Raw genomic sequence first — 13,534 nt, forward strand, 5'->3', positions numbered from 1 at the left:
ATGAACGGATCGGAATTAGCTGAATTAATTAAGAAAACGCTTGAGGATTACAAAGGACAGGCCGTTGAGCTGATTGATTTACAGAATAGGAGCAGTTTGTGTGATTATTTTGTTATCGCTTCGGCCAACTCCGAACAACAGGCCCAAGGTTTAGCCGGCTTGCTGGAAGAAGAATTAGCCAAGCTCAAGATTTTCCCGCGGGTTAAGGAAGGCTTGGACAGCCGCCGCTGGATATTGCTCGATTATGATACTGTTATTGTTCATATCTTTCACAAAGAAGAGCGCGATTTCTACAATCTGGATAAGTTGTGGCAGGCGATTCCCCCGAAAAAATAAGTTTTTTCCCGCCTTATCGGTGATTGATCGGCGCTGAATTCCAATTTGAATTTTTGTATAAATTCAGTTTATCGCTACGGCAGATGATTGCGTATTATAAAGTAAAAGAACGGCCATAAAAAGGAGATTATTCTATGAAACGCTTTTACTTACGCCATCGCCGCAGCTTTTTATTAGCTGCTTTATTACTTATACTCTTCTCCGCCTGGGCTTTATATCTGAGCGGCAATGAGGTAACGGATAAGGCTTTCAACGCTGTACAGACCGTTACTCCCTCGTTCAATAGGAAACTGCCGAATTTACCGAATGAATTCAGGCGCCGCTCAACGATGGAAACTTGCAGACTTGAACAGAAGGCTGAAATTACAGTTGATATCAAAGGTGCCGTTCAGCGCAGCGGTTTATATAAATTGTCTGTCGGCGCCAGCTTACACGAATTGATTGAAAAAGCCGGCGGGTTCACAGCCGCAGCTGCCCGGGAATATATTAATTTAGCTATGACACTGCAGGACCGTTGCCTTTATCGTATCCCGGATACAAACGAGATCAGACAACTGGAACAGGAGGGAATTAATGTGCTGAAACCGGGAATTTGGGAAGTATTGCCGCCGGTATATCGCCAAAAACTGCCTAATCAACCGGAAGCGTTGAATCCGAATTCGGTGCAAGTTTCCCGGCAATCCGGCTGCCTGAAGCAGCTTAACTTAAATACCTGTACTTTAGAAGAACTGAGTGAAGTGCCATATGTGGGCAGAAAATTGGCGGAAAAAATAATAGCATATCGTCAAACTCACGGACATTTCAGCAATTTAACGAATTTACTGCAGATTTCCGGGATTAAGGAACGTAAGCTGCAACAAATAAAAAAATATTTAGCGGTGAATTAAAGTCCGGCTGTAAGAAGCTGAATTTGGCGGGAATGAGGTTTAATTCGTCGAGATGTTAACAATAATTAACATTTTCCTCGGCTTTTATATTTTTAGCGGGAAAATAAAGGGAAATACAAGGAAAACTACTTTAATTACAGAGTTTGCATTCACCGGGATTAATAGTCGCGAGCTAATACACGTCGCTTGACAGGGAAGCTGTTATTTGCTAACATTAGTAATGCAGTTCGGGGGTATAGCTCAGATGGGAGAGCGCTTGAATGGCATTCAAGAGGTCAGCGGTTCGATCCCGCTTATCTCCACTCTTTTTAAGAGAAGATGGAATGGCTGCTACAATCGAGTAGGAATTGTTGCATTGATGCTCATGTGACGAAATAGGTAGACGTAACGGACTTAAAATCCGTGGGTTAACAGCCATACCGGTTCGAGTCCGGTCATGAGCATATATATCGCGGAGTAGAGCAGTTGGTAGCTTGTCGGGCTCATAACCCGGAGGTCGTAGGTTCAAGTCCTGCCTCCGCAATTATCGAAGGATTACAGTTTTTCTGTGATCCTTTTTTCTTTCTGTCCGAGTCGGAGGAGCGGGGCGAATCTGTTGAAGTTTAGAGAAAATTAATATTTATCGCAGACAGAACAGAGGGAAATTAGTATAATGTGAACATGTTTAGTCAATTATTCAGTCTTATAAAGAAATATGTGCCTTTGCATTTAGCGGTTTTCGTTATAGCCTGTTGTCCCTTTATTGAAGTTAAGGGTTCTATACCTTTAGGTGTTATTGCGGGCTTGCCTGTTTGGCAAAGCAGTTTTTGGGCTTATTTAGGTTCGATGTTGCCTGTACCGTTTATTCTTTTCGGATTTAACTACATATTGGCTTTTTTAAAAATTTGGCATAGAACGATGCAAAAAGCTGAAAAATTGGAAGCGGATATCTATGCTAAACGAGATTTGATCGATCGTTACGGCTATTTGGGATTATTTGTTTTTGTCGCTTTGCCGATTCCCGGAACAGGCGTTTGGAGCGGAGCTTTATTGGCCAGTTTGTTAAAACTGAAATATTTGCCCTCTTTGATTTTAATAGCCTTAGGTAATGCTGTCGGAACTTGTTTGATTTACGGCTTGACTTTCGGTGTCAGCTCGTTATTTAAGTTGTTCTTTTGATCTTAAGAGATGATCTTAAGAGATAATTTGACTGATTATTCCGCCGCCGAGAATATAATCTTCCAGATAGAAAACTGCCGATTGTCCGGGAGCGATACCGGAAACGGGATGACTCAGCTCAACTCGACATTGCAGAGCGTTAAGCGGTGTGATCTTGGCTTCTACCGGTTTTTGATTGTAACGAATTTTTACCGGACAGATTATACTTTCGTGCAGGCTTTCTACAGCCATAAATTTACATAAGTCGGCAATAAATACGGATTTTAAGCTTTCAGCATAAGTTCCGAGAACGATTTCATTTTTTTCGGCTTTGATTGCCAGCACATAGGCACGATAACCTAAAGCAATATTCAATCCGCGACGTTGCCCGACTGTATAACGGGTCAAGCCTTGATGTTTTCCCAAAATATTACCGTGAATATCAACAAAATTACCGGGCTTTGCAGCTTTTTTGGTCCGGGCCGCAATAAAATCGGCGTGCGTTCCTTCAGTTACGAAGCAAATGTCTTCACTATCTTTTTTTCTCGAAATTCTGGTAAATCCGGCATCAGCCATCAGCGCCCGCACATCACTTTTTTTGTATTCGCCCAAAGGAAAAAATGTATGCTGCAAGTTTTCCTGACTTAGACTATACAGCACGTATGATTGATCCTTATCTAAATATAGAGACTTCTGAATTGTCAATCTGCCGTTGGACAACTTTTTGATGCGCGCATAATGACCGGTAGCAATAAACTGAGCTCCTATCATGCGACTGCGTTGCCACAAACCTTCCCATTTTAATTTTTGATTACAAATAATACAAGGATTGGGTGTCCGACCGGCTTGATATTCCCGGACGAAATAATCGACGACTTCCTGTTCGAAACTACGCTTGAAATTCATGACATAAAAAGGCACACCCATTTGAATGCAGGCTCTGCGGGCATCGGATAAAGCGTCCAAATCACAACAACCGCCGTGACTGGATAATTCATCTTTGCCGCTTTCCTGCCATAATTTCATACTGATCCCGATAACTTCATAGTTTTGCTGTTTCAATAAGTAAGCAACAGCGGTAGAGTCTATACCGCCGGACATACCTACAACCACTTTGGGCTTATCTGTCACCGGCAGAATAATGGAAGGAGCCGGATTGGAAGCTTGATTTGAAGTGTTATCCTGCAACATACTGTCCTTATTAAATGTTATTTTTACCTGATTTTATGCTAAATTTTTTAAGGCTGCAATGACCTGATTCACTTCTTCCGCAGTATTTTCGTAACCTAAAGTGAAACGCAGGGAACTTCCTGCCTGCTCCAAGGACTTGCCCATAGCCAACAGAACAGGACTCGGATCCAGAGAACCGGAAGCGCAGGCGGAACCGTGAGAAGCCAAAATATCGGCAAAATCTAGCAAAATCAAAGCTTCTTCGCCGGCTACATCGGGTAAACAGACATTGATGTTATTAACCAGGCGACGGGTCAAACTGCCGTTAATTTGACAAGCGGGGAAATTCTCCCGTAGTTGTTGGATGAAATACGCCTGTAAATCGGCAATATGTTTGTGAAATTCGTCATAATGCTGCAAATGAAAATCAATTGCTGCACCCATAGCGGCAATCAGCGGTACAGGCACAGTGCCGGCCCGCCTTTCTCTTTCCTGACTGCCACCCAGGATGAATGCAGGTAAATTGAATTTATTTCGCTTGTCTTCATTCATGTAAAAAGCGCCGATACCTTTAGGTCCGTTGAACTTATGGCCCGAGAGACTTAATAAATCGACAGCAGCTGCTTTGACATCAATATTTTCATGCATAAAAGCCTGTACGGCATCGGTATGGAACAGCGTATGCGGCCGTTCACGCAGCAGAGCACCGATTTCGGCGATCGGTTGTAAAGAACCTACTTCATTATTGGCAGTCATAACGGAAACCAGAATAGTTTCAGGACGGAGCAATTTTTCTAAAGCCTGCAAATCGACGATTCCTTCGGCATCAACCGGCAAAATACTGACTTCATACCCGTGCCGCCGGTAAAATTCGGCGCACTTACTTACAGCCGGATGCTCAATTGCACTTATTATTATGTGCCGGCCGTAATTGCTTAAAGCCTCCGTTGCCGTATAAAAGGCCCAATTATCGCTTTCACTTCCGCCGGAAGTAAAATATACTTCATTGTCGCTGCAGTTGAGAACTTTAGCAATCTTTTCCCGAGTCTGAGCGATGACATTGCGATCGGCATCAGCGGCTTTGTAGGAAGAAGAAGGATTCAGACAATGTTCACTCCAGTACATTAAGGCTTGTAAAGCCGGCTGACACATTTTGGTGGAGGCGGCGTTGTCGAAATAAATCATACGATTCTCCCTTCGTAACGAACCGATTGCAGTATTACAACTGTCGATTATGAACTTGAATAATAAAAAACAGCTCCGCAACGGGAGCTGAAGCAAGTGAGGGGAATCGAACCCCCATAATCAGCTTGGGAAGCTGATGTTCTACCACTGAACTACACCTGCGTTCCTTAATTATAGAGGAAAACAATCCTCTTGGCAAAGCGACTTTTTAATAATCGGTAAAGACAAATTTTCTCTTTCTTTATTACCTCTAAAAGCTGAATCCGGGTGCTATAATTGTTTGTATTAATGGAAATATTTTACAGGGAGAGATATTTTTATGGATTATCAAAAGGAAGCATTGCGCAAACATCGCGAGTGGGCAGGAAAAATTGAAATTAAAACCAGAGCACCGTTGGATACGGCGGAAGCTTTGGCTTTGGCATATACACCGGGTGTTGCGGCACCTTGTTTGGAGATAGAGAAGAATCCCGATCTGTCTTTTACTTATACGAGAAGATGGAACACTGTCGCCGTTATCACTAACGGTACGGCAATCTTGGGCTTGGGTGATATAGGACCTGTTGCCGGTATGCCGGTTATGGAAGGTAAGGCAGCCCTGTTCAAAGCTTTCGGTGACGTTGATGCTATACCGTTGTGTGTCAACAGCAAAGACGTAGATGAGTTTGTTCATATTGTTGCCGCTTTGCAGGGAAGTTTCGGCGGCGTTAATTTGGAAGATATCAAGGCGCCGGAGTGTTTTTATATTGAGGAAAAACTGAAGAAACTTTGTGATATTCCTATTTTCCATGACGATCAGCACGGAACAGCCGTAGTAACTTTGGCGGCTTTGATCAATGCAACAAAATTTGTCGGTAAAAAAATACCTGATCTGAAGATTGTTATGAACGGAGCCGGCGCTGCAGCTGTTGCTATTTGCAAACTTTTGCTGTCTTACGGTTGCCGGAACATTACTCTGCTTGATCGCCACGGTGCAATTTATGCCGGCAGAGATAATTTGAACGATGTGAAGAAGCAAATGGCTGAAGTTACCAATTTGGAGCATGTAGCGGGTGATTTGCAGACAGTCATCAAGAACGCCGATGTGTTTATCGGAGTTTCCGCTCCGCATGTGTTAACGCCGGAAATGGTTCGGACGATGAATCGGGATGCGATAGTTTTTGCCTGCGCCAATCCTATACCTGAGATTATGCCTGATTTGGCGTTACAGGCAGGAGCTGCGGTTGTAGCAACCGGTAGAAGCGATTTCCCGAATCAGATTAATAATGTTTTGGCTTTCCCGGGAATTTTCCGCGGCGCTTTGGACGTGCGGGCGAAAGAAATTAACGAAGCGATGAAATTGAAGGCGGCGGAAGCGTTGGCGGCTTTAGTGACCGATGCTGAATTGAAAGCGGATTACATTTTACCGCAGGCTTTCGATCACAGAGTGACGGAAAAAGTAGCGGAGGCTTGTAAACAGGCGGCTATAGACAGCGGTATTAATCGCGTTTGATTTGCAAAAAGCGCCGGTCAGCCGGTGCTTTTTTGTATCTTGCAGTAAAGAAGGTTGTGTTATGAAATATAGAGTTGAAACGGACAGTTTGGGTGAAGTACAGGTACCGATGCAGCGCCTGTATGCCGCTCAGACGGAAAGAAGTTTGCATAATTTCAGCATCGGGCAGGAAGTCATGCCTTTAGAGGTGATTAAAGCCCTGGTTTTAATTAAGACGGCTGCGGCCGATATTAATCTTAAACGCGGTTATATTCCTGTATCTGTCGGTACAGCAGTAAGTTTTGCGGGCAAGCTGATAATGGATAATTTTACGTGCTTTGTACCCGAGTTTCCTTTACATGTTTGGCAAACGGGCAGCGGGACGCAAAGCAATATGAATGTCAACGAAGTTATGGCCAACTTGGCTACTTTATTTCTCTATCTGAAACAGGAACAGCCGACGCTGAGCGATGCCGCTGCGGCCGAACAACTGTTGGATTTGCTCGGGACGGAGAAAGTTGGTGAATTATTGCAGAAAGCGGAAATAAAGGTCCTTCCGAACGATCATGTCAACTGTTCCCAATCATCAAACGATACTTTCCCTACAGCTATGCATATCGTCGCTTATTCCGATTTAGCACAGCTGAAAATCAGTTTACGGCGGATGATTAAGACCTTTGGTCCGTTAATTTCCCGTTATAAACATACATATAAGTCTGCCAGAACCCATTTACAGGATGCCGTTCCTATGTCTTTCGGTCAGGAATTAAGCGGTTGGCAGGCTCTGTTGATTGAAGCGGAAACGGCAATTAAAAATATTGAACCGTCACTTTTAAGTGTAGCTTTAGGTGCGACAGCTTGCGGAACAGGTTTGAATACACCTGATAATTTCAGCGAAGATGTTTTGCAGTTAATCAATGAATTGTTGCAGGAAAGAGAGGGGAATTTAGCTGCCGTCAGTCCGTTTGCTTTCCGGAAAAGTACTAATTTGTTTGCCGCTTTAAGCGGTAAAACGGCATTAACAGCCTGCCACGGAGTTTTACAGGCTTTAGCAGCCGACTTGTTCAAAATCGCTAACGATATCAGATATTTGGCTTCCGGCCCGCGCCTGGGTTACGGTGAAATCAAAATTCCGGCTAATGAGCCCGGAAGTTCAATAATGCCCGGAAAAGTTAATCCGACTCAAGCCGAGGCTATGACCATGGTGGCGACTCAGGTAATTGCCAATAATCAGGCGATAGCTATGGCTGCAGCTAACGGCCAATTTCAGCTGAATGTCTACATGCCTTTGGAAATTTACAATTTCCATCAATCCTGTCGCTTATTGAATGAAACAATTTTAAGTTTTACGGATCATTTACTGGCCGGCTTAGAAGCTAATTGTGCTAAGATGCAGGCCAATTTTAACGCTTCTTTGATGAATGTAACGGCTTTAAGTCCTAAAATCGGCTATAAGAAAGCAGCTGAACTGGCACAGGAAGCGCATAAGAACGGTTTGACACTGTTGGAAGTTGTTTTGAAAAATAAATTGATGAGTCGGGAAGAATATGAGAAATTGATGGACCCGGAGAAGCTGAGCTACCCTCACGGCGAGATGCTTTCCTGAATTATGTGGTGCGACAACAATCTTGGTAATAAAATAGTAATTTTTTCCGGATATAATCAGGTGAATTGTCGCACTTCCGTTTGCTCTTGCGCAGGCGGAACAAGTTGCAATCTGAATTGGTAAAGTAGGTACAGTTGTGATGACGGGATATGAGGGAAATAGTAAGACTGTCAGTGAACAGGATTTAAGACGTCAGCTTATTGCCAAACAACATTTAGGCGGTTTAGCCGCATTAAAAGTTTTGGCGCTGGTAGCTGTTTGTGCTTATCATCTGCGTTCCGATATTTTTGTCGGCGGATTTTTTGCTGTTGATTTATTCTTTGTTATTACTGCTTATTTGACAACTCAGAAATTATTGCAAAATTGGCAGAAACTGCAGCTGCGCCGCTTTTATTTGCATCGCCTGCATACTTTGTGGCCACCTCTGGCAGTTATGTGTACATTCGTTCTTTTGCTTGCTTTTTCAGCTGTTCCGAAGTTGATGCAAAATATTTTACCTAATTATTTGAGCAGTTTGGTATTCATGAATAATTTCTGGCAAATATACTTAGGTGATTCTTATTTTGCCGAAGCTGTCAGCCCTTCAGCCTTTAAGCATTTATGGTACATAGCAATATTGGGGCAGATGACAATAATTTGGCCGGCAGTTTTTAAGTTATTTGCTCTTTGCCATCGCAGTCGTTTAACTTTGCAGAAAAATTTAAGCAGATTTTTGCTGGTAGTTATTATTCTTTCTGCAGCTTTCATGTTTTTTCAATATAAACCGGGCAGCGATCCGACTGTAGTTTATTACAGCACTTTAACCAGAGCATATGCTTATGCTGTCGGCGCTTTGGCAGGTGTGCTTTTCCCGGTAGAGAAATTGAATTTTCTTGCTTATGGGACATCTTATCCTGATTTGACGGGAAAATTGCAATTGCGCAGTCATGTCCGCTTTTTTGACCTTGCAGTTTTGCCTTTGCTTTGCATTGTACCTTTACTTTGGTTGATTCTGCCGGCCGATTCGCCCTTCGTATATCGCGGCGCTTTGTTGATAAATTCACTCTTGTGTGCAGCTTTAACTGTATGCGTTATGTTGCCGCAAACATGGTGGGGACGTTTCTTTGACAGCCCCGGTTTCCGTTATGTGGCCAAGAAGGCTTATGAATATTATCTTTGGCAATATGCAATTATGATTCTGTTGCGGGAAGGTTTGACAACTGTCGCTTTGGATCGGAATGTTATATTGATTATTAATATTGTTTTGACTGTCATTGCAGCGGAACTTGCATATCGTTATGTTCATGCTTTCAAATGGCACTCGTTGAAGCAGGAATTTACAGACGGTAAAATCCGCCTGCAAACTTTAGCACGTTTAACGGTTGCCGTCTTCTTTTTGTGCGGTATTGTCCCGGCTCTGTTAAATTCCAAACCGGTCTCTTTGGAAGCCGGACAGGCTTATCGTGAACAAATAAAGCAGGCAGCTTTGACACAGGAACAGGTAGCGGAGGAAAACGAGCAGCAACCGGAAACGACACAGGAAACTGCTAAGGCAACTCCGGCCCCGACAGAATCTGCTCAAACTCTGAAAAATGAAAAAGGTCCCTATGATCTGGCCACAATGCAAAAAATGACAGAAAGCGATTTGACAGCGGAGGAGAAGCAGGCATTGAGCGAAATTCAAGTTTCGGCAGTCGGAGATTCCGTCCTTTTAGGCTGCTCCAATGCCATCACTAAATTAATCCCGCATTTCCGTTATCGTGCCAAAGAATCGGCGCAAGTCGATCAGGCCGTAAAAGAACTGCAAAAAATGGCTGATAATAAAAAATTGGGCGATATTGTTTTGCTGGCAGTCGGTCAAAACGGCTTTTTCACGCGCCGGCAGGCGGAAACCTTACTGAAAATTGCAGATGGGCGGCCGGTGCTGGTATATACCATATATGTCGGCAAAGAATGGGAAGGCGCAAATAACAAAATTTGGCAGGATTTGGCACAGGAACATGCCGAATTGGAATTAATTGATTGGCATACCTTAGCCAAGAACAGACGCAATTTGTTATGGGATGGTATTCACCCCAATAATGACGGCCAAGTTATTTATGCGCGTCTTTTCGCTCGGACTTTATTGAGAAGATTAGGCAAAAGTACAATATAGACCAAGATTAAAGGAGAATTATAAAATTGAATACATTTAAGAAAGCAGTTGCTATTACTTTGACAGCAGCATGTATGTTACCTTGTATAGCTTGTAACCGGGGAACGGACTTAATAAGCATAGATAAACGAAATACTCAAACTACCAAGGCGCAGGCAGCTTTGCATGAATCTCAGACACCGACAACAACAGCCAAGGAACAGAAGTCGCTTTTGGAAATTTTGCCTTTGCAGGATGAGAAGGGAGAAAAACTGAACAAGAAAGCCTTTACAGGTAAGAATGTCTATGTGATTTTTTGGACTACTTGGTGTCATTATTGCAAAGCTGAGCTGGAAGATTTGAAAATTATCAGTGAGCGTTATAAGGAGCAGGAAAATTTAACATTTTTGGCGGTCAATGTTTTAGATGAAAAAGAAGAAGCCGGCAATGCCAAGAAATATTTTTCCGAGCACGGGATTAATATACCTTTGGCTTTTATTAAACAATCCGCAGCTTCAAGCTTAGGTATCAGCGGCTATCCTTTCAATTTAATTCTGAATTCCGCTGGTAATTTGCACAGCTTGAAATATCGTGATAAACGCTCGATTAAATATTTCTTTGCTGCCGATAAAGAGCAAATCGACGGATTTATCAAGCAAATTTTGGAGGCTTAATTGAACACTTATATACTACTATTTTTACAAGGAATAATTAGTTTCTTTTCACCTTGTATTTTACCTTTGCTGCCTGTTTATTTAATTTATTTAGCAGCAAATGCCCGTCAGCGTCTGCAGCGTCGCCTGATTAATATTGTTGCATTTATTCTGGGATTCAGCGGCATTTTTGTAGCCCTGGGAGTTTCGGCTGCCGGTCTGGCCCGGGTCCTCTTGAGTAATCGTATTTTATTGACGCAAATTGCCGGTTGTCTGATTATACTTCTGGGAATTTATTATATGTTTTATCAATCTATCATGAAAAGTGCACTTAAACGTCAACTTGATTATTTTTTGCTATCCATCGGCTGGAACCGGAGCGGATTAATCCTTGATAAATTGAAAGAAAAGGCGCTCAACGAAAAAGAAAAAACTCATTTTTGGGGTGCTTTACTTTTCGGCGTCGCCTTCAGTTTAACAGCTTCTCCCTGCATATCGCCCAATTTGAGTTATGCCCTGTTGTTGGCGGCCGAAAGCAGTACGGCTTACCAGGGAGCATTATTACTATTGTTATATAGTTTGGGAATGGCTATACCTTTTATGTTGGTAGCTTTTTTTGCCAATTATTTGCAGGGTATCCTGCAACATTTTGCCCGTTACACTAATATCTGTCAGAAATTGGCGGCAATATTAATGATTATTGTCGGATGTTTCCTTTTGAGCGGCACGTTACATACATATTTAATATCAATTCAAAAGTTATTCAGTTGAACCGGATGAACCGGAAAAGTAATACGAAAAAACAATAATTTTAGGAGAAATGCTATGCGAGCTTTAATACAACGAGTTAAAGAGGCTGAAGTAGCTGTAGACGGTCAAAGAATTTCAGCTATTAAGCAGGGACTTTTAATTTTTTTGGGCGTATCCGACAGCGATAATCGGACTGTAACTGAAAAATTCTGGCAAAAAATTAAAAATCTCAGAATATTTGAAGATACCGACGGCAAAACCAACCTGAGTTTGAGCGATATTTCCGGCAGTGTACTTATAGTTTCACAATTTACCCTGTATGCAGATTGTCATAAAGGTAATCGTCCGAGCTTTGTAAATGCGGGTAAACCGGATCATGCGGCGGAATTATATGAATATATGTTATCTCTGGCAGCTCAGGATATCCCGAATGTCGGTCACGGCAAATTCGGTGCCGATATGCAGGTAAGTATAATCAACGACGGTCCGTTTACGCTTTTCCTGGACAGTGATGAATTGAAAATTCAACCCGTGCAGTAAGCTGTATTGTAACAGGAGGTATTATGAAGCGCGAAGAACTGACAGATATTAAAGAAGTTGCCGCCAAATTGAATTTAAGAGCAAACGAGCTGCAACAATACGGTACGTTTGCGGCTAAGATAGCGTACGATTGGCAACAGGATAATTTGCCCGAGGCAGGTAAACTGATTTTGCTGACTGCAACTTCACCTACGCCGGCCGGTGAAGGTAAAACGACGACAGCTATCGGTTTGATAGATGCTTTAGCTAAACTGCATAAAAATGTTTGCGGCGCTTTGCGCGAGCCTTCCATGGGACCGACTTTCGGCTTGAAAGGCGGCGCTTGCGGCGGCGGCAAAGCTCAAGTTTTGCCGGCGGAGGATATTAATCTGCATTTTACCGGTGATTTGGCTGCAATTACACAGGCGAATAATTTATTGGCCGCCTGTTTGGATAATCACATTTATTGGGGCAACAGCTTACAAATTGATCCGCAACGTATTTTGCTGAAAAGGGCGCTGGATATGAATGATCGCTCTTTGCGCAATTTTACTTATACGATTAAGCAGCCGGCAACTGTTCCTAATGCTCAAACTTATGTTATCAACGGTTCTTATACAATTACGGCGGCAAGTGAACTTCTGGCTATCTTCGGTCTGGCGAAAGACTTTGCGGATTTGCGTTATCGTTTAGATCATATGGTATTAGCCTATAACTTTGCCGGAGAGCCTGTTTATACCCGGCAACTTAAGATAACGGATGCTTTGTTGACAATATTGCAGACAGCTTTTAATCCTAACTTAGTCCAAACGGCGGAGCATAATCCGGTATTGTTACACGGCGGAGCATTTGCCAATATTGCTAATGGTACTAATACTCTGGTTTCCACGAAATTAGCCTTGCGTTTAGCTGATTATGTCGTAACTGAAGCAGGCTTCGGCTCCGATTTAGGCTTGGAAAAATATTGCGACTTGTTGGCAGCTCCGAACAACTTGCATTTGGCGGCAGTTGTCCTTGTCAGCAGTTTACGGGCGTTAAAGTATCAGGCAGGAATAAAGCCGGATGATTGGCAGAAAATTAATCTTGAAGCTGTACGCAAAGGCTTCGCCAATCTGCAAAGACACATTGAAATTGTTCGGACTTTTAAGCGTAACCCGTATGTTTGCCTCAACGTTTTTCCGGACGATAATATGGAGGAAATTAATTATTTGCAAAGCTTACTGCAGGAGAGAGGCATAAAATTGTATGTTTCGCATGTTTATGCTGCCGGCGGCGAGGGAATATTACCTTTGGCCCGGGATTTATGTTGCGATTTGGAGGAAAATCCGAGCCGGAATACCTATAATTTACAAGCTGAAACTTCAGATTTTAAAGAAAGAATCGAGCTGATAGCGAAAAAGCTTTATGGTGCGGCTGCCGTTGAATTCAGCGAACAAGCTCAGGCCGATATAGCGGCAATTACGCGGCAGGGTTGGCAGAATTTACCTGTATGTATAGCCAAAACACCTTTATCTTTTACTGATAATGCCAAAAATCTCAACGCGCCGCAGAATTTTGTTCTGACTGTGACAAGCCTGAAACCTTATACAGGCGCCGGGTTTATTGTCGCTGCCTGCGGTAAAATTCTGACATTGCCCGGCTTGCCGGCAGATCCGGCAGCTTGCCATATGCGCTGTTTGTAAGTTGGAAAAGTCGTTGGCATTTACC

Annotated in this window: 12 protein-coding genes and 4 tRNA genes; 13 read left to right on the forward strand and 3 right to left on the reverse strand. The window is 42.9% G+C overall.

Annotated elements, in window-relative coordinates; all coding sequences use genetic code 11:
* The 6 genes from rsfS to PYS60_RS02475 all read left to right on the forward strand — a co-directional run bounded on the left by rsfS (position 1) and on the right by PYS60_RS02475 (position 2,381).
* Positions 1-336 (forward strand): ribosome silencing factor, encoded by a 336-nt coding sequence (gene rsfS, locus PYS60_RS02450; protein WP_315570544.1) that lies wholly within the window; start codon positions 1-3, stop codon positions 334-336.
* 134 nt (positions 337-470) lie between these two features.
* Positions 471-1,223 (forward strand): helix-hairpin-helix domain-containing protein, encoded by a 753-nt coding sequence (locus PYS60_RS02455; protein WP_315570546.1) that lies wholly within the window; start codon positions 471-473, stop codon positions 1,221-1,223.
* Between the two features lie 229 nt (positions 1,224-1,452).
* Positions 1,453-1,525: transfer RNA gene (locus tag PYS60_RS02460), tRNA-Ala, on the forward strand.
* Positions 1,526-1,583: 58 nt separating this feature from the next.
* Positions 1,584-1,666: transfer RNA gene (locus PYS60_RS02465), tRNA-Leu, on the forward strand.
* A gap of 7 nt (positions 1,667-1,673) precedes the next feature.
* Positions 1,674-1,746, forward strand: a tRNA-Met gene (locus tag PYS60_RS02470).
* Between the two features lie 137 nt (positions 1,747-1,883).
* On the forward strand, positions 1,884-2,381 hold the full coding sequence (locus tag PYS60_RS02475; RefSeq protein WP_315570548.1) for a COG2426 family protein: 498 nt from the start codon (positions 1,884-1,886) through the stop codon (positions 2,379-2,381).
* 15 nt (positions 2,382-2,396) lie between these two features.
* Here the strand turns inward: PYS60_RS02475 and mnmA are convergent, their stop codons facing one another.
* From mnmA to PYS60_RS02490, 3 genes are all read right to left on the reverse strand, one after another.
* The gene (gene mnmA, locus PYS60_RS02480) at positions 2,397-3,551 is read right to left on the reverse strand and encodes a tRNA 2-thiouridine(34) synthase MnmA (protein ID WP_315570550.1); all 1,155 of its coding nucleotides are present in this window, start codon (positions 3,549-3,551) and stop codon (positions 2,397-2,399) included.
* 33 nt (positions 3,552-3,584) lie between these two features.
* A complete protein-coding gene (locus tag PYS60_RS02485) occupies positions 3,585-4,715 on the reverse strand; it encodes a cysteine desulfurase family protein (protein WP_315570552.1) in 1,131 nt (376 codons plus the stop codon).
* Positions 4,716-4,806: 91 nt separating this feature from the next.
* Positions 4,807-4,877, reverse strand: a tRNA-Gly gene (locus tag PYS60_RS02490).
* Positions 4,878-5,034: 157 nt separating this feature from the next.
* On the opposite strand from PYS60_RS02490, the gene PYS60_RS02495 reads away from it, so the two are divergent.
* From PYS60_RS02495 to PYS60_RS02525, 7 genes are all read left to right on the forward strand, one after another.
* The gene (locus PYS60_RS02495) at positions 5,035-6,207 is read left to right on the forward strand and encodes an NAD(P)-dependent malic enzyme (protein ID WP_315570554.1); all 1,173 of its coding nucleotides are present in this window, start codon (positions 5,035-5,037) and stop codon (positions 6,205-6,207) included.
* Positions 6,208-6,268: 61 nt separating this feature from the next.
* Positions 6,269-7,792: a class II fumarate hydratase gene (locus PYS60_RS02500; RefSeq protein WP_315570556.1), complete on the forward strand. Its 1,524-nt coding sequence runs from the start codon at positions 6,269-6,271 to the stop codon at positions 7,790-7,792.
* A 139-nt stretch (positions 7,793-7,931) separates the two neighbouring features.
* The gene (locus PYS60_RS02505; RefSeq protein WP_315570558.1) at positions 7,932-9,926 is read left to right on the forward strand and encodes an acyltransferase family protein; all 1,995 of its coding nucleotides are present in this window, start codon (positions 7,932-7,934) and stop codon (positions 9,924-9,926) included.
* A gap of 26 nt (positions 9,927-9,952) precedes the next feature.
* Positions 9,953-10,579: a TlpA family protein disulfide reductase gene (locus PYS60_RS02510; protein ID WP_315570560.1), complete on the forward strand. Its 627-nt coding sequence runs from the start codon at positions 9,953-9,955 to the stop codon at positions 10,577-10,579.
* Complete coding sequence (locus PYS60_RS02515) at positions 10,580-11,329, forward strand: cytochrome c biogenesis CcdA family protein (RefSeq protein WP_315570562.1); 750 nt, start codon at positions 10,580-10,582, stop codon at positions 11,327-11,329. It abuts the gene before it with no gap.
* 54 nt (positions 11,330-11,383) lie between these two features.
* Positions 11,384-11,848: a D-aminoacyl-tRNA deacylase gene (gene dtd / locus PYS60_RS02520; RefSeq protein WP_315570564.1), complete on the forward strand. Its 465-nt coding sequence runs from the start codon at positions 11,384-11,386 to the stop codon at positions 11,846-11,848.
* 23 nt (positions 11,849-11,871) lie between these two features.
* Complete coding sequence (locus tag PYS60_RS02525; RefSeq protein ID WP_315570566.1) at positions 11,872-13,509, forward strand: formate--tetrahydrofolate ligase; 1,638 nt, start codon at positions 11,872-11,874, stop codon at positions 13,507-13,509.
* Positions 13,510-13,534 lie beyond the last annotated feature (25 nt).

The organism is Amygdalobacter indicium, assembly GCF_029101545.1.
Taxonomy (GTDB): Bacteria; Bacillota; Clostridia; order Saccharofermentanales; family Fastidiosipilaceae; genus Amygdalobacter; species Amygdalobacter indicium.

Coding starts and splice junctions, on each gene's coding strand:
- PYS60_RS02495 (WP_315570554.1), top strand. CDS start 5,035: ATGGATTATCAAAAGGAAGCATTGCGCAAACATCGCGAGTGGGCAGGA.
- PYS60_RS02485 (WP_315570552.1), bottom strand. CDS start 4,715: ATGATTTATTTCGACAACGCCGCCTCCACCAAAATGTGTCAGCCGGCT.
- PYS60_RS02455 (WP_315570546.1), top strand. CDS start 471: ATGAAACGCTTTTACTTACGCCATCGCCGCAGCTTTTTATTAGCTGCT.
- dtd (WP_315570564.1), top strand. CDS start 11,384: ATGCGAGCTTTAATACAACGAGTTAAAGAGGCTGAAGTAGCTGTAGAC.
- mnmA (WP_315570550.1), bottom strand. CDS start 3,551: ATGTTGCAGGATAACACTTCAAATCAAGCTTCCAATCCGGCTCCTTCC.
- PYS60_RS02475 (WP_315570548.1), top strand. CDS start 1,884: ATGTTTAGTCAATTATTCAGTCTTATAAAGAAATATGTGCCTTTGCAT.
- rsfS (WP_315570544.1), top strand. CDS start 1: ATGAACGGATCGGAATTAGCTGAATTAATTAAGAAAACGCTTGAGGAT.
- PYS60_RS02505 (WP_315570558.1), top strand. CDS start 7,932: ATGACGGGATATGAGGGAAATAGTAAGACTGTCAGTGAACAGGATTTA.
- PYS60_RS02500 (WP_315570556.1), top strand. CDS start 6,269: ATGAAATATAGAGTTGAAACGGACAGTTTGGGTGAAGTACAGGTACCG.
- PYS60_RS02525 (WP_315570566.1), top strand. CDS start 11,872: ATGAAGCGCGAAGAACTGACAGATATTAAAGAAGTTGCCGCCAAATTG.